Source organism: Streptomyces sp. NPDC033136 (genome assembly GCF_055578235.1).
In genome coordinates, this window is sequence record NZ_JBVIPD010000001.1 from 425,575 (window position 1) to 441,361 (window position 15,787).

Below are 15,787 nucleotides of genomic sequence, written 5' to 3' on the forward strand. Positions count from 1 at the left end.
TCGGCGGAGCGGCCCCCACGCCGCCCGGGACCGGGTGCGGCGGGCACGGCCCCGTGTTTCGCTGGGGCCGTGAGCCGCCACCACGGAGGGCACGGCCCGCCCGACCGGCACGCCCGGGCCGGCCGCCGGGACCTCCTGCGGCGGCAGGAGCTGCTGCGGGTACGGGGCCGCAGCGTGGCCTGGGTGCCGCCACTGCTGCTGCTCGTCGTCATCGCGGTGGCCGACTACCTCACCCCCGGCGAGTTCCGCATGATCTCCTGGGTCGTGCTGGTACCCGGCATCGCCGCCTCCCTCTGCGGGGTGTGGTGCACGGCCCTGTTCGCGGCCCTCTCGCTCGTCACCTACGTGGTCGCGGACGGCGCCTGGCCGCACGAGTACCAGGCCGGACTCGCGGACTTCGTCCTCGTCGCCATCGGCGGCGTCCTCGCCGTCCTGGCCTGTGTGGTCCGGGTCCGCAACGAGCACCGCGCGCTGCACATGGGTGATGTCACCGACACCATCCGCCGCACCGTGCTGCGCCCGCTCCCGCCGGGCTGGGGCGGCCTCGACCACGCCGGTGTCTACCTCACCGCCGACGCCCACGCCCGCGTCGGCGGCGACTTCTACGACATCCAGCCCGGCCCGCACGGCACCCGCGTCCTGGTCGGCGACGTGCAGGGCAAGGGCCTGGGCTCGGTGGAGGCGGCGGCCGCGCTGCTCGGCACGTTCCGGGAGGCCGCGTACCACGAGGCCGGCCTCGCGACGGTCGCCGGGCGGCTGGAGACGCGGATGATCCGGCACCGCGGGCACACGGTCGCCCTGGCGCGCTCGGACGCCGACCGGTTCGCCACGGCCGTGCTGCTCGGCTTCCCCGACGACGACCGGGAGGCGGTGGACGTGCTGCTGTTCGGGCACGAGCCGCCGCTCGCCGTCGGGCCGGGCGGGGTCCGCACCCTGGCGGCCCCGGCCGGGCTGCCGCTCGGCTTCCGGGACCTCGCGCCCGCCCCGCCCGGGGCACGGCGGCTGCGGGTCGCCGCCGACGAGACGCTGCTGCTGGTGACGGACGGCGTGACCGAGGCCCGGGACGGCACCGGGGCGTTCTACCTGCTCGCCGACGAGGTGGCCCGGGCCGTCGCCGAGGACCCGGGCACCGCCGAACCGGACCGGCTCGCCGCGTTCGTACGGGACGGCACGCTGCGGCACGGGGGCGGGCACCTGGCCGACGACACCACGGTCTTCGCCGTCCGCCGCCGGATCGCCTCCGGCACGGAGGACGAGAACGACGAGAACGACGAGAACGACGAGAACGACGAGAACGACGAGAGCGACGAGAACGACGAGAACGACGAGAACCACATGAGCCACAAGAACCATAAGAACGACAAGAACAAGAACCCCGAAAGCAAGGCGCGCGAAGCCCCCGAAGGCGGACGTTTGCGGTCCTGAGGCCCCCCTTTGCAGCCGCAGCGGTTACGGTGCTGCCGTACGTGATCGACACAGGGGGAGGGACGATGCCCGGAACCGTGCTGCTGCTGGCGGCTTCACCGGTGGGCAAGGGGCGCCTGGTGGACGCCGCCTCCGTGCTCCCCGTCCTGGCCGCCGTGCCGCCCGCCGTCCTGGCCGGCACGGACACCGCGAACGTCGTCGAACTCGCCGACCCGCTGGAGCCGCAGGCCGTCCTCACCCGGCTCCGCGCCGCCGCCGCGGCCCCCGGCCCGCTCACCGTGTACGTCACCGGCCAGCTCCAGCTCGACCGCCGGCAGCGCCTGCCCCACCTCGCGCTGGCCCGCACCACCCCTTCCACCGCCCGCTACACGGCGTTCCCCTGGCACTGGTTCCGGGAGGAACTGCGGTTGCGGCCGGCCGGTGCGACGACCCTCCTGCTCGACCTGCACGCCGACGCCGAGACCTGGGAACTGCTGCGCGGCACCCCGCTGGACTCGGGGCGCGGCAACGCCGTTCACGGTCGCATCGCGCCCCCGCCCTCCCGGCGCGCCATCGCGGCACCCGCGTACATGAAGGCCGTCGCGACGATCCTGCGCAGCGGATTCCGGCCGCCGGCCGACCAGTTGCACCAGCAGGCGCTGGCCCGGATCACGCCGGAGAGCGCGGGCACGGACCTCGTCCTCAGCACGCCGGGCCCGTCGGCCGGTGATCCGCACGCCGCCATCACCGCCGCCGTCCAGTCCGGCCGCCACTCCGACGCCGACGGACTCGCCGCCCGGCACGAGCAGGCCGCCGTCGCCGCGCACGGGCCCGCCTCCGAGGAGGCCCTGCACTGGGCGGAGGTCCGGGCCGACCTGGCGATGTTCGCCGGGGACGCGGCCCGCAGCTGCCGCACCTGGCTGGCGATCGCCACCGCCCGCCTGAACGCCGGGCAGGCGCCGGACGCCCCGGCCGTCGAGGCCGCCGTGGACCGGGCGCACCACCAGTGGGGCCAGGTCCGCGACACCGCCCGCGCCCGCGAACTGGGCGCCGCGCTCGCCGCGTTGCGGGGGCGGGTGCCCGGGCGGCGCGAGGGGGCGCTCGATCATGTGCAGCGGCAGTTGCGGCAGTTGCAGACCCAGTCCTGAGTGCGCGTGCGCCGTGGGGGCACGGCGTGAAGGGGGCGTGCAATCGCTTGCGGAGGTCGCGTCACGGGTCTGCCGCTGAGGCCTGACCCGGTGTCATGATGTCCGTTATGACAGAGGGGGACCAAGTGGCTGTCTTAGGCGTGCGCGTGCGGCTGGGCGCCGGCGCGACCGTGGACGATGTCAGAGCTCTCAAGACGTGGCTGGAGCGGGAAGAGCCGCTGGAGGAACTGCTGGCCGGTGAGCACCTGAGCATCGAGGTGCGGACCAGCACGGACGGGACCAGGGGACGGCTGGGGCCCGACCTCGAACTGGTCCTGAAACTGCTCGGTGACGTCGTCACGGTGGTGGCACTGACCGAGTACACCGCACGCGCGGTGAAGACCTGGACGAACAACCGCCGCAGGCTGCAGGGCGGCGATCCCGGACCTGAGATCCGCCCACTGGACCCCGACGGGGAGTAGGCCGGTGAGCCTCTTCGACCCGCGCGGCAAGGTGAACCGGGCGCTGCTGGTCGGTGTGTCCGAGTACGACCACACCGCGCCGGACCCACAGGGCGTCAACGGCCAGCTCCCCGCCGTGCGGCACAACCGGAAGCTGCTCGAGGACGCGCTGCACCGGGGCAACGTCTTCGACGCGGGCCAGGTGCGGACCCTTGCCTCACCGGCCCCGGACGACTTCACCGGGGCGCTGCGCCGCGCCTGCCACGAGGCCACGGGGCTGCTGCTGCTCTACTTCGCCGGTCATGCCGTCACCTCCACCTCCGGCAACGAGCTGCACCTCCAGATGCGCACCGCGCGAGTGCTCACCGGCGACGGACTGCCCGGCTCGGTCACTTTCAGCCAGGTGCTGGGCGAGCTCGCCGAGAGCCACGCCGAGCAGGTGGTGGTGATCCTCGACTGCTGCTACGCCGGCAACGCCGCGGGTGTCTGGCACCGCTTGGACGATCCGAAGCGGAAGAAGCACAAGATCCTGCTGCTGATGAGCGTGCAGCCCAACCGCTGCGTCCTGGGCGGGGACGCCGACGTGGCGACGCCGTTCACCCGCGAGGTGGCGCACGTCCTCGGCGGGGGCGGGGAGATGAGGCTCTCCGAGCTGTACACCGCGGTGAAGCAGCGGATGGCCGAGGCGAGGTACAAGGCGGAGGACGACGACCCGCAGCGGCCGCAGGCGCTGGCTCCCCCCTGGGACTCGGACGACGTGCTGCTGGCGGCGGGCCCGCTGGAGGCGCCCGTGGTGGCCGACCAGGGCCGCCCCTCCCGCCGGCCCGCCTGGCTCCGGCGGCCGCTCGACGTCGCCCGGAAGGCCCTCGACCAGCTCGGCCGTACCGGCCTGGCCGTCGTGCTGGCGCTTCTCGTCACCGGCGCGGGCGGCTACGTAGTCCTGGTACTGATCGGCGACTCCTCCCCCTGCGGCCCGTCACTGGAGCTGCGTGTCCTCACCGACCCCGATCTGGAGCCGGCGATGCGGACCGCCGCGGACGCCTACCTCGACTCGGGCGCCAACACCACGGACGACGGCTGCCGGCACAGCGGCGTCACCGTCTACAGCGCGGGTGCGGCCGGTGTGGTGACCGCGCTGGGAAAGCGGACCGACGCCTGGCAGCAGCCGCGTGACGACGACAACCCGCAGCGGGACATCGGCCCGCAGCCCGATGTGTGGATCCCCGGCACCCGCGCGGACGTCCAACGGGTCACCGCGGCCCAGGAGGACCGCGTCTTCGCCCGGCTGGAGCCGGACGCCGAGCCGTTCGTGTACTCGCCGGTCGTGCTGGCCCTCCCGGAGGGTCTGCACGACGCCGTCGAGCGCACCGGGCAGTCGCTGTCGCGCCTGGTCACCCGTCTCGGACAGGCGCCGGGCCCCGCCGAAGTGCGCCGCCCCGATCCGGAGTTCGCCACCCCGGCGCTGCTGGCGACGGTGGGCCTGTACGGAGGCGGAGCCGACGCGCGCGGCGCGGAGCGGCTGATCACGCAGTCCGGCCCGCCCGAGCCCTCCGCCGTCAGACTGCTGTGCGCGCTGCCCGAGGACGACTCCGTCGACAACCACAGCGCGGCCCTGGTCCCGGAGTTCCTGCTGAGGAGCGGCGTCGGCTGCCACCCGGCCACGCGCGCCCCGCGCACCGCCGCCTACCCCGACGACGTGCCCGGTCTGGAACCGACGTTCGTGCGGGTGCGCTGGGAGGACGGCGAGCGGGACGCCGACGCCCGGGACGAGGAGGCGAACCGCTTCCGCACCTGGCTGAGCGGCGACGAAGGCCGCAAGGTGCTCGGCGCGCAGGGCTTCAGGTCCGCGCAGGGCGAGCGCCGCCTGCTCGATCCGAAGTCCGCCCCCGAGGGGCTGATCGACGAGGTCCGGCCGGCGGACCCCGCCGCACCGCTGGAGATCGACAGCGCGCTGGAGGACTACGGCAACGCGCACGGCCCCGGTCGGGTGCTGTTCCTCCTCGACAGCTCCGGCTCGATGGCCGGCCTGTGGGACGGACCCAGCGGCGGCCCCGGCATCCTCAAGCAGACCCTGACCGGGCTCGGCGGGGAGGACGAGTACGGGGTGTGGGCGGTGCACGGCCTCGACGGCCGCACACACACCGAGCTGCTGGACTTCGGCACGCACGCCCGCCGGGACGCCGAGCGCGCCCTGGACGCCGCCCGGGTGCGGGACGCGGAGGCCGATCCGTCCGCCGCCCTGCTGGATGCCCTGGCGTTCATGCGGGAGCGCGGCGCCGGAAACGAGCGGCCGCAGCTGATCGTGTACCTCACCGACGGCGAGGACGACAACCGCCTCACCGGCGGCGCCCGCGACGAGGTGGTCGACCGGGCCCGGACCGCGGGCGTGCCCGTGGCGATGGTGACCCTGAACAGCGGCGGCTGCGACCGGGACCGCCCCGGCACGCTCATCGCGGAGGCGAGCCGGGGCCGCTGCCTGGACGCCGGGGACGACCTCGTGCCCGCCCTGCGCGACGAGGTCGCCCGCACCGGAACGGGGGAGGAATGATGGCCCGACGCCTGACGTCCGCCGCGGCGTCCCTGCTGTCGCTGCTGACGATCGCGGCCTGCACCGGCGGTGATGTGCCGGAGCGGCCGGTGGGCGCCGACCCCTCTCCCCGGATCGTGGTGGCCAGCGGCCAGGACGTCACCGGCAAGAACGGCATCCGCCGGCAGCTCATCGACGCCTGGAACGATAAGGAGGGCGAACACGGCTACCGGGCCCGCCTGGTGGAGCTGCCCGGCTCGGCCGACCAGCAGCGCAGCCAGCTGCTCGGCGCCCTCCAGTCCGGCAGCGCCGAGTACGACGTGGTGAACCTGGACGTGACCTGGATCCCGGAGTTCGCCGACGCCGGCCTGATCCGCCCGCTGGGCGACTCGGCCGTCAAGGACCCCGAGGACCTCATCCCGTCCGTGGACAGCACGTCGTACTGGGACGGCGAGCGGTACGCGGTCCCCTTCAACAGCGACGCGGGCCTGCTGTACTACCGCAAGGACCACCTGGTGAAGGCGAGTGCCTCGCGGACCGACCTCGGCGACGACGTCACCTGGGACGAACTCCGGCAGCTGCTCGGCGCCCTCGACGACGCCGGGATCGACGACTACGAGGCGCTCTGGACGACCCAGCTCGCCGCGTACGAGGGCCGTACCGTCAACGCGATCGAGGCCTTCGCCTCGGCCGTACCGGGCTTCCGGCTGACCGACGACGACGGCGAGTACGCCGCGACCGAGGAGCAGTTGACGGCGGGGGTGACCGAACTGCGTGAGCGCACGGCGTCGCCGTACCTCCTGGAGGGGTCCGCCGAGTCCCGCGAGGCGGAATCGCTCAGCGCCTTCGCCGAGGGCCGCACCACCTTCCTGCGGCACTGGCCGTACGTCTATCCGACCCTGCACGAGACGTTCAAGGGAAACCTCGGCGTGGCCCGGCTGCCCGGCAAGGCGGTGCTCGGCGGCCAGAACCTGGCAGTCACCTCGTCGACGTCCGGCCAGCGGGCGGCGAAGGCGGCCGAACTGATCGCGTTCCTGACCGAGCCGGACAGCGAACGCTGCCTGCTGCGCGCCGGTTTCGCCGCGACGCGCTTCTCAGCCTATGAGGGGGCCGGCACCGCCCCGCCGTGCGAGAACGCACCCGCCTACGCCGAAGGCCCCTCGGCGTCCCCCGCCGGCGAGAGCACCGCCCGCATGGCCCCGGACCGGCTGGCCGACGGCACCAGCTATTCCCGCGCCATCCTGCTTCCGGCCCTGCGCGAGGCCGTGCACCGCCCCCGCACACCCCTGTACGGGGCGGTGACCCAGACCCTCACCACCCAACTCGACGCCCTGTACGGCCCGCCCCCGGGACCGGGCGGGAGCAGGCCCGGTGACGTGGACGTGGCGAAAAGCCTTGACGAGGCACTGAGGAAGATTCTGCCCGACTGAGAAGTCACCACCCGGGTGAATCTCCCCGCGCGATCTTCACCCTCTCGTCATCGCTTGCATAAGTCCCCGATGGGTAGCGTCATTGACGCACTGACCATGCAATTCAAAAAGCGGGGATGGAATTCGTGAACATAACCGCATTCACTGACCGAATTCCTTGAGTGCGTCACACTCGAACCAGACGGTCTTGCCGGGCCGGCCGGGCAGCGGATCCCACCCCCACCGGTCCGTGACGGCGTCGACGATCAGCACGCCGCGTCCGTGCTCGGCGAGTTCGTCCACAGCTGTGGACAGTGGCGGTCGGGGGCACGTGTCCGTGACCTCCACGCGCAGTCCCCGCCCGTCCGGCCGCCGCAGCACCAGCACCGCGGCGCGCCGGTCGGGCGTGTGCCGTACGACGTTCGTGACCAGCTCGGTGAGGGCGAGCGAGGCGGAGTCGCACAGTTCGGCCATCCCCCAGGCGGTGAGATACACCCTGAGGATGCGGCGCAGATGCCGGGCGGAGTGCTCACCGAGGGTGAAGTCGACGCCATACCTGGGGCCAAGTCCTGGCGCCGGCTGGTGGGTTACATGATTCATGCCACCAGCGTGGAGTCGTGTGGTTACTCTCGGCTACAGACCGAAATGAACGCCGTGCGGCGTTCGGATCCGGGGGTGACCGCTCCATACCCAACATCCGCCGACTCGACCCCACCGCCTCACCGTTGGACTACTTCGGCTCGGAGCTCCGCCGGTACCGCGAGAGTGCGGGGCTGTCCCAGCAGGAACTGGGCAACAGCATCTTCTGCACGGGCTCCCTCGTCGGCCAGATCGAGACCGCGCACAAGGTCCCGACCAGGGAGTTCGCGGAGCGGGCGGATGCGGCGCTGATGACGGACGGTTGTTTCTCGCGGTTGGTGGGGTTGGTTCTGCGGAGCCAGTTGCCGACGTGGTTTCAACAGTTCGCGGAGTTGGAAGCGCGGGCGTCGTACATCTCCACGTACCAGTGCCAGCTGGTGTACGGACTTCTTCAGACGACGGACTACGCCCGGGCTGTACTGGGAGTCGATCAGAGGGAGAAGCTCGACGAGATGCTGGCGGCCCGGATGGACCGGCAGCGCGTCCTGGAGCGTGAGCAGCCGCCGGTGCTGTGGGCGGTGCTGGACGAGTCGGCGCTCTACCGGCAGATCGGCAGTCGCGACATCATGCGAAACCAACTCGCCCACCTGCTGAGCCACGTCGGGAAGCCGTGGACTCACCTCCAGATCCTTCCGTTCTCAGCCGGCCAGCACTCCTCGATGATGGGCTCCTTCACCCTCCTGCGATTCGATGGCGACCCGGACATCCACTACAGCGAGAGCTACGACCAGGGCCACACGACGGCCAATCCTCAGGTCATCAGGGAACGTTCGGTCGGTTACGCTCGCCTTCAGGCCGATGCCCTCTCCGAGGGGAACTCGGCGGCTCTGATCGCCCGGGTGATGGAGGAACGCTATGGGGAGCAACCTGGACATGGCGCGTGCTCAGTGGCGTAAGTCGTCGTACAGCGGGAGCAACGGCGGCGAATGTGTCGAGGTCGCCCACCTCGGAACAGGCGTCGGTGTCCGCGACTCCAAGAACACCGAGGCCGGCATCCTCACCGTCTCTCCGGAGGCCTACGCCACCTTCGTGACGTACGTCAGCGCGTGAACTGGGGCGTGCGGACCGGGGGCTGAAGGGACGGGGCACCCGACGAGGCCGCACACGGCGCGCAGCCGGGCCATGTGGTCGAGGTCGAGCCGTACGTCGAGCTCGACCACGTGTCCCCAGATACCGAACACCGCTGCTGGGTCACCGGCTGGCCGCGATGCACTCTCCTGCCCGAAGCGAACACGGCGCCCGTCCGCGTAAAGGCGGACGCCACTCTGAGAGTTGTCCTGGCTGGACTCGGCGTATCGCACCAGTGGAACACCGGGTGCGATGACGCCAGGCGCAACCAGGGGCGTATCGCTGGTCTCCGGCCGGCCGACGTCGACCAGTACGAAGTTCCACCACCTCGCCGCTGTCGTGGTCCCCAGGGGCCGTACAGCGAGAGCCTCGGCACAACTGAGGCTGGGTCTCGTCATCGAAGACGAGACCCAGCCACTGCGACCGCCCGCCAGAGGCACGAGGGGCAGCCCCCAGGTGCTGGACCACGGAGGACTTCGTGGTTATCGCCCCGTGCCGCCCTGCGCGGGGTCAGTAGCTGCCTTCGAGCCGATCACGCGCCGGGTCCCGGACAGCACTCCAAGAATCCGATCGGAGCTGCTCAAGTACGGACCTGGGAACCTTCTTGTGGTTGGCGACCGCAAGTCTGACAGATTCGTCAGGGTATGCAGCTAAAGCTGACAGAATGTCCGGAGTCAACTTGCGCTTCATCGCCGCGATGGACCTCACCTTTGGGTCCGGGTCGGGCGCAAGCATGCGCAGGATCCCCAAGGGGGACGTTTTGTTGTGCGCAACCCAGAAACGGGCTTCCAGATACCGGTCGACTACTTCCCTCCACACGTCCAGGGAAGTCGACTCTGCACTTGCCCTCCGGTATTCCTCGGGGTCGTCGCTGAAGCGCAGTCTGACGAACTCCTCGGCTGATTCGATCACCCTGCGGTTTCAGAGGAATCCAGGAACATCGAGATTCTCATCCACTCTACCCCTGGAATCTTGATGCCGGCAGTCCGGTGGTCGGCGATGGCAACGAACTCCCACCCTGCGGCGAACGGTTCACCCACACTTAGGACTGTCCATGGTCCCGCCAAGGACCAGGCACCAGCGAGTACTTGGCACAACAGGTCACCGGGCGGTGATCCTTCCTCGAGGAGGATCGGGAATCTCACGTCCCGAAGCCCACGGTCCTTCCAGTACTCTTGACCCTCTCCCTCGCCGAGCCCCAGGGGAAACTCGCGCATTATCCTCGAAGTCAAGCGATTCATGGCTCGATCATTCGAGACTCGAAGCAGTGCTTGGAGTTCAGCCACTCCCCGCATCGTCCCCTCCAGGGCTGTCCAGGCTAAATCGGCGAAGGTAGCAGTGTATCCGCTAGGAAACTACTGCCACCCTCGCCTCCGTTTCGAACTCAGCTGACGTGTGTGATGATTCCCTTCAAGGACACATTGAGATGGTTCAGCGGCTTGCCGCTTCCCGGCTTGAGCCAGGAATACTGGGAACGGCCGTGCTTACTCAGTTGCACATCCCACTCGAAAGCCTCACCGGCTGTTCGAGACGGACCCCGCTCCCAAACATTCCCGAACTTGTCGATGTAACCGCCCCTGCTCGTTCGCGGGAGGCCTGCGGCCACACTCACGCCGCTCGGTGGCACATAGCGAACTCCGCCCTGCGTGGGCAGCTTGGCCTTCTTGATGAGGGTCTTGAGCCCCGTCGTGACGGTGCCTCTGAGACCCAGCTCCGCCGCCTCCGCCGCGAGCCTCTTCCCACCGCCACTCACCGGGAAGGGCACCATGCTGCCGTACAGGCCGACGTTGTAGGCCGGTGGGCAGACGACTTCGGCTCCGGTGAGGTGGCTGAAGCCGGTGAGGGTGAGGCCGTCGAGGAGGCCGAGGCTGGTCTGGCCGGTGACCTCGATGGCTTTGTTGGTGACCTTGTCGGAGAGGTGCTTGGCCGACTGGGACGTGGGCGGCAGGGTCGCGGTTTCGCGGTCCTCCTTGGCGCACTCGGTGTTCCAGCCCCAGTTACCCGAGAACAGGTCCTTCATCTGCGTGGTGATGCTGCACAGGCCGCTCGGGTCGACGCGGCTGGTGGGCATGTTCTCCACGTAGGCGTAGGGCTGCGTGTAGGGCGTGTCCGGGTCGGGGGTGTAGGGGTCGGGACGGGTGAAGCGGCCGGTGGCCGGGTCGTACTGGCGGGCGCGCAGGTCGAGGTAACCCGTGGTGGTGTCGACGTAGGCGCCGGTGTAGGAGGGCCTGGATGCCGGGGCGCCGGTGGTCTGGGTGTCCAGGACCCGGCTACCGAAGGGGTCGTAGGCCCAGCGCTGGTAGATCTTGCCGGTGCGGTCGGTGACGTCGAGGGGTGAGCCCAGGGCGTCGTGGGTGTAGGTGAAGACGGCGCCGGAGGCCGTCTTGGTGGCGGTGGGCTGGCCGAGCGGGTCGTAGCGGTAGGACTGCTGGACCTTCCCGGCGCCGTTGAGCTCGGTGGCCAGGATGGGCAGCGGGGCGTTGGGGTCCCACTGGAGGCGCTTGGTGACGGCTCCGGCCTTGCTGGTGGTGACCAGGTTGCCTTCGGCGTCGTGTTCGTAGGTGTAGGCGGTGCCGTCGACGGTGGCGGCGGAGATCTGTCCGGCCAGGTCGTAGGTGTAGGTGTTGGCTCCGGCCTTGGTCTGGTTGCCTTCGCCGTCGTAGTCGTAGCTGGTGGTGGTGGAGCCCCTGGTCTTCGAGGTGAGCTGGTCGGCGGCGTCGTAGGTATAGCTGGTGGCCGTCGTGCCGCGCGTCGAGGTGAGGCGGTTGCCCGCCTTGTCGTAGGTGTAGCTGGTGGCGCGGGAGGCGGCACAGCCGCTGACCGGCGGCTGCGGGGCGCAGCCGGAAGTGATCCGCCCGGCCTTGTCGTAGGTCAGGTCGTAGCCGCCTTCGGCTACCCCGTCTCGCGTGGTGTCGATGCGGGTGGGCTGCCCGGCCGGGGAGAGGGCGAGCGCGGTCTTGGTGACCACCGCCCCGGCCTTCGTGGAGGTGACGGACGTCAGCCGAGCGGCGGCGTCGTAGGCCCGGTCCTCGATCAGGGTGTTGGGCAGTGTGCTGCGGGTGAGGTTCGCCTCCGCGTCGTAGGCGTATCCGGTGGTCTTGGAGTCGGCGGCCATGGTGGCGGTGCGGCCGTCGGCGTCATAGGTGTAGGTGATGGTGTTGCCGTCGCCGTACTTGCGGGTCAGCATCCGGCCCGCGGCGTCATAGGTGTAGGCGAAGCCGCGGCTCTTGGTGAGGCGTCCGGCGTTGTCGTAGACGAAGTCCTCGGAGACGACGCCGTTGTCGCGCAGAGTCAGCTGTCCGGCGGCGTCGTGCTCGTAGGTGACGTCCGGCGTGGAGTCGGAGTAGTCCACCTTGCTCAGCAGGCCACGGAGGTCGAAGGTCTGGGTGGTCGTGCCCCGGGGCGTGGTCTTCTTGGTGAGGTTGCCGTCGGCGTCGTAGGCGTAGGTCGTCTCGCGGTCGAGCGGGTCGGTGACGGAGGTCAGCCGTTGTGCTGGGTCGTAGCCGTAGACGGTGACATGCCCGGCGGGGTCGGTGCGCTGAACGCGGTTGCCGACCTTGTCGTAGGCGTAGGTCATCTTGCCGCCGTCGGGGGCGGTCACCGAGGTCAGGCGGCCGAGGACGTCGTAGCCGTAGTCGGTGGTGCGCTGTGCCGGGTCGGTGAGGGAGGTGACGTTGCCGAGGGCGTCGTAGGTTCGCTTGGCGGCGTTGCCGAGCGGGTCGGTCAGGCTGACGGGATGGCCGGCGGTGTCGTAGCGGGTGGTCCAGGTGTACTTCGCCGGGGTGGCGCCGGAGACGTTGCCGCGGGCGCTGACCATCCGCACCTGGCGGTCGTCATGGTCGTAGGCGTAGGTCGTCTTGTTGCCGAGCGGCGTGGTGACGGAGGTGCGGTTGCCGGCGGCGTCGTAGCGGTAGGTCGTGACCTTCCCCAGAGGGTCGGTCACTGTGGCGAGCAGGTCGGCGGCTGTGTAGGTGTACTTGGTGACCTTGCCCAGCGGGTCGGTGACTTGGGTCACGTTGCCGTTGGCGTCGTAGGACGTGCCCGTGGCGCGGCCCAGCGGGTCGGTACCTTGGTGGGCCGGTTGAGGGCGTCGTAGGAGGTGGTGGTCACGGCGCCTGTCGGGGCGACGGTCTTGGTGAGGTTGCCGGCCTTGTTGTAGGCGTACGTGGTCCTGTACTTGACCCGGTCCGCACCGGCTGCGTTGCCGTTCGGCGGGGTGACTGAGACAAGGCGGCCCGCCTTGTCATAGCCGTAGGTGGTCTTTCCGCCCGCCGCGTCGGTCTCGGCGGAGACGTTGCCGTTCGCGTGGTAGGTGGTTCTCTCGACCGAACCGTCCGGGGCGGTCACCGAGGTGACGCGGTTGAACTTGTCGTAACGGTAGGCGGTGACACTGCCCGCCGCGTCGGTCACCTTGGTCTGGTTGCCGTTCGCGTCGTAGTCGTAGGTGGTGGCGTTACCGGCCGGGTCCGTGGTCTTCGCCAGCCGCCCGGCAGCGTCGTAGGCGTAGGTGGTGGTGTACTTGGCCGGGTCCGCCCCGGAGGCGTTGCCACGCGGGTCGGTGCTGGTGAGCACGCGTCCTGCCGCGTCGTAGGTGTAGGTGGCCTTCGCGCCGGACGGCGAGGTGCGCGAGGTCAGATTGCCCTTGACGTCGTAGCCGAGCGAGGTGACCTTGCCCCGGGGAGAGGTGGTCGTGGCCACCTGCCCCAGCGTGTTGTAGGTGAAGGAGGTCTTGCCCGCCGGGCCGTCGATGGCGGTCAGCCGCCGGGCCGTGTCGTAGCTGTACGTCGTCTTGGCACCGCGCCCGTCCGTGTGGGAGGAGACGTTGCGGGCGGAGTCATACGTCCATGACTGGGTCACGCCTGCGCTGGTGCGGCTCAGCAGGCCGCCGGCGGAGTCGTAGGTCATGGTCGTGCGCCGCCCGGCCGGGTCCGTGACGGCCGTCAGACGCAGCTTCGCGTCGTACTGGTACGACGTGACGTTGCCGAGGGGATCGATGCGGTTGCGCAGCACGCTGCCGTGGTACAGGTCGGTCCAGATGCCGCCGGCCGCGTCCTGGTAGTCGGTCTCCAGCGTCGCCCGGGAGAAGGTGGCCTTCTTGCCGGCGGCGTCGGTGTGCTCCTTGACGCGACCGCTGCTGTCGTACTGGACCTGCATCGTCGTGCGACCCGCCGCGTCGGTGACGCTGGTGAGCTGGTCCCGCGCGTCGTAGCCGTAGGTGACGGTCCCGCCGTCTGTGCCCTTCACGGAGGTGAGCAGCCCGTCGGTGTAGCCGTAGTCGACGCTCTGACCGCCGGGAAGGTCGACCGCTTCCAGCAGATGACTGGCCGGATCGACCGTCAGCTTGACCACACGCCCGGCGCCGTCCGTCACCGATGCAAGGTCCGTACCCGAGTACGCGAAGGTCAGACCGACACCGCCGGCGTCACGCCAGCGCGTGAGCCGGCCCGCGCCGTTGAACGTCAACTTCTCGCGCGTGCCGCTGGTCAGCGTGAACCCGCCGGTCGCCGACCCGGTCAGGGCCGCTGTGACACCGAGCGACGAGGCCTTGTAGGCGCCGGAGGAGGCGTCCTTGGTGAAGGTGATGCGGGCCCCGCTGTCGGCGGAGTAGACCACCTTGGTGTCCGACACCTGAAGGCGCACATCAAAGGCGGATGACCAGCCCTTGCCCAAGATCCCCGACATCGAGTTGTTGGACGAGTACGTCCGCCGCAGTGCGAACGGCACGCCGGGAGCAGGAAGTTGGGCGTCCAGCATGGCTTCCGTCTGGGCACCGGTCGCCGATGTAGCCCTGGAAGATCAGCCGGCCCGTGGTGTCCAGGCAACCGCATCCGTAGGTCTCTGTGACGGGAACGGTCACCGGCCGCCCCTCGGCCGCGATCTTCGGACCCTTCGCCTCGGCGCTCCAATCCTTGGCGCAGCCCTTGCCGAGGGGGTCAGCATGCGTTCCCCGGTCGGCTGAAACGGCGATCTTCATGTAGTACTCGACGCCCTTGGTCAGGATCGTCGGGTCGGAGACACCCCAGTTGAACGTCTTCCCGGAAGAGTCACTCGACCCATCCGGGTCCGAGTCGCACCACTGCTTGATCAGCTTGTTGTCCGAGGCCCGGTACAAGGCCCGGTAGATCGACTCGGTCCCCACAGGCGTGTCGTACTTGACGTTGCCCCACTCCACGTCGAAGCCGAACCAAGGATGAGGGGCAACCCGCAGGTTCGTCGGAGGTCCCAGTGCTGCCGCCGCAGCAGGGCCTCGCTCCGGCTTGACGCCCTTGGCGTCGGGCGCGGCGGCGTCGCTCTCCAGAGTCCGCTTCCCCGGGAGGCTGACACTCGTGCCGGGCGCCTTCGGCTCCCGCAATTCCTCGACCTGGGCACGCCGTTCCTTGAGCGTCATAGGACGCTCGGGCTTCAGTGGCTTCGACGTCCTGGCCGCCGGAAGGCTCTGCATGGTGACGGCCCCGCCCGGAGCCGCAGACACGCTTCCTGCCGTCAGGATGCCTCCACCCAGTAATGCCAGGAGCACCGAGAGAACTATCAATGATCTAGCGGTACGCACCGCTACCCCTCCCCTTCGCCTCCATAAAGGAGACACAAGATCTGCAAAGGGGAGAGTCGTATCACGCGAGGGCGTGTACACGCCAACAATCAAGTGGCCATTCCGCACCCGTGGATGAGCAGCGAAGACGTGTGAGGGGCCACACGGCGTGCCAATGTGCCACCGGCAGCGGGGCCAGCAGGGATTGCGCTGCTGGGGCTGCCAATGGCGGCGATCGCCACCGCTGCGGGCCAGCGTGAAACGGCTACCCGATCGTCCGTGCTGTGGCCGCCCTGTGCTCGTCGGCCAACGCGAGAGGTCGGCTGGATCTGGCCCAGGACCCGTCATACCGACACGCTCAAGGCATCACGCCCGAACGGGCACGCAGAGTCGTCCGCGCAGGCGAGAACACTCCACTCGCGCACGGGTGAACAGGCAAGCAGATCAGGCCATGCCCTGGCGCTCAGCGGGAGTCGGCGACGGCCTGCGGGCCCGGCTGTGGTGCCTCGGCTCTCGCCGGTCCCGCGTTCGCCGCCAGCAGCAGGGTCGCCACGGCGACGACGGCGGCGGTGACGCCTCGGGCGTACCGCTCGGCGGTGCGTGTGCGTTCCAGCACGGCGACC

General features: G+C 70.1%; 13 protein-coding genes. 7 read left to right on the forward strand and 6 right to left on the reverse strand.

Annotation, left to right across the window (positions count from 1 at the left end; all coding sequences use genetic code 11):
• Positions 1–69: 69 nt before the first annotated feature.
• The 5 genes from ACZ5TL_RS01945 (at position 70) to ACZ5TL_RS01965 (ending at position 6,949) form a co-directional block, all read left to right on the forward strand.
• On the forward strand, positions 70–1,425 hold the full coding sequence (locus ACZ5TL_RS01945) for a PP2C family protein-serine/threonine phosphatase (protein WP_468586631.1): 1,356 nt from the start codon (positions 70–72) through the stop codon (positions 1,423–1,425).
• 65 nt (positions 1,426–1,490) lie between these two features.
• Positions 1,491–2,552 carry a serine/threonine-protein kinase gene (locus ACZ5TL_RS01950; RefSeq protein WP_468586633.1) on the forward strand — a complete coding sequence of 354 codons (1,062 nt, stop codon included), beginning with the start codon at positions 1,491–1,493 and terminating at the stop codon, positions 2,550–2,552.
• 125 nt (positions 2,553–2,677) lie between these two features.
• Positions 2,678–3,013: a hypothetical protein gene (locus tag ACZ5TL_RS01955; RefSeq protein WP_468586635.1), complete on the forward strand. Its 336-nt coding sequence runs from the start codon at positions 2,678–2,680 to the stop codon at positions 3,011–3,013.
• Positions 3,014–3,017: 4 nt separating this feature from the next.
• Positions 3,018–5,540, forward strand: a complete 2,523-nt coding sequence (locus ACZ5TL_RS01960) for a caspase family protein (RefSeq protein ID WP_468586637.1) — start codon at positions 3,018–3,020, stop codon at positions 5,538–5,540.
• Positions 5,540–6,949 carry an extracellular solute-binding protein gene (locus ACZ5TL_RS01965; RefSeq protein ID WP_468586639.1) on the forward strand — a complete coding sequence of 470 codons (1,410 nt, stop codon included), beginning with the start codon at positions 5,540–5,542 and terminating at the stop codon, positions 6,947–6,949. Before ACZ5TL_RS01960 ends, ACZ5TL_RS01965 begins: the two co-directional genes overlap by 1 nt.
• A 141-nt stretch (positions 6,950–7,090) precedes the next feature.
• Here ACZ5TL_RS01965 and ACZ5TL_RS01970 read toward each other — a convergent pair whose 3' ends face one another.
• Positions 7,091–7,528 carry an ATP-binding protein gene (locus ACZ5TL_RS01970; protein ID WP_468586641.1) on the reverse strand — a complete coding sequence of 146 codons (438 nt, stop codon included), beginning with the start codon at positions 7,526–7,528 and terminating at the stop codon, positions 7,091–7,093.
• Positions 7,529–7,614: 86 nt separating this feature from the next.
• Here ACZ5TL_RS01970 and ACZ5TL_RS01975 point away from each other — a divergent pair, with 86 nt between their 5' ends.
• Together ACZ5TL_RS01975 and ACZ5TL_RS01980 are read left to right on the forward strand one after the other, a co-directional pair.
• Positions 7,615–8,463, forward strand: coding sequence for a helix-turn-helix domain-containing protein (locus tag ACZ5TL_RS01975; RefSeq protein ID WP_468587078.1), 849 nt, complete (start codon positions 7,615–7,617; stop codon positions 8,461–8,463).
• Positions 8,423–8,617, forward strand: a complete 195-nt coding sequence (locus ACZ5TL_RS01980; protein ID WP_468586643.1) for a DUF397 domain-containing protein — start codon at positions 8,423–8,425, stop codon at positions 8,615–8,617. The genes ACZ5TL_RS01975 and ACZ5TL_RS01980 overlap by 41 nt, the downstream gene beginning before the upstream one ends.
• Before the next feature lie 528 nt (positions 8,618–9,145).
• Here the strand turns inward: ACZ5TL_RS01980 and ACZ5TL_RS01985 are convergent.
• The 5 genes from ACZ5TL_RS01985 to ACZ5TL_RS02005 form a co-directional block, all read right to left on the reverse strand.
• Positions 9,146–9,547, reverse strand: coding sequence for a hypothetical protein (locus ACZ5TL_RS01985; RefSeq protein WP_468586645.1), 402 nt, complete (start codon positions 9,545–9,547; stop codon positions 9,146–9,148).
• A 472-nt stretch (positions 9,548–10,019) separates the two neighbouring features.
• Positions 10,020–12,650, reverse strand: a complete 2,631-nt coding sequence (locus ACZ5TL_RS01990) for a polymorphic toxin type 17 domain-containing protein (RefSeq protein WP_468586647.1) — start codon at positions 12,648–12,650, stop codon at positions 10,020–10,022.
• Complete coding sequence (locus tag ACZ5TL_RS01995; RefSeq protein ID WP_468586648.1) at positions 12,647–14,389, reverse strand: DUF6531 domain-containing protein; 1,743 nt, start codon at positions 14,387–14,389, stop codon at positions 12,647–12,649. The genes ACZ5TL_RS01990 and ACZ5TL_RS01995 overlap by 4 nt, the downstream gene beginning before the upstream one ends.
• Positions 14,277–15,185, reverse strand: a complete 909-nt coding sequence (locus ACZ5TL_RS02000) for a hypothetical protein (RefSeq protein ID WP_468586650.1) — start codon at positions 15,183–15,185, stop codon at positions 14,277–14,279. The genes ACZ5TL_RS01995 and ACZ5TL_RS02000 overlap by 113 nt, the downstream gene beginning before the upstream one ends.
• 442 nt (positions 15,186–15,627) lie before the next feature.
• Positions 15,628–15,780 carry a hypothetical protein gene (locus tag ACZ5TL_RS02005; RefSeq protein ID WP_468586652.1) on the reverse strand — a complete coding sequence of 51 codons (153 nt, stop codon included), beginning with the start codon at positions 15,778–15,780 and terminating at the stop codon, positions 15,628–15,630.
• Positions 15,781–15,787 lie beyond the last annotated feature (7 nt).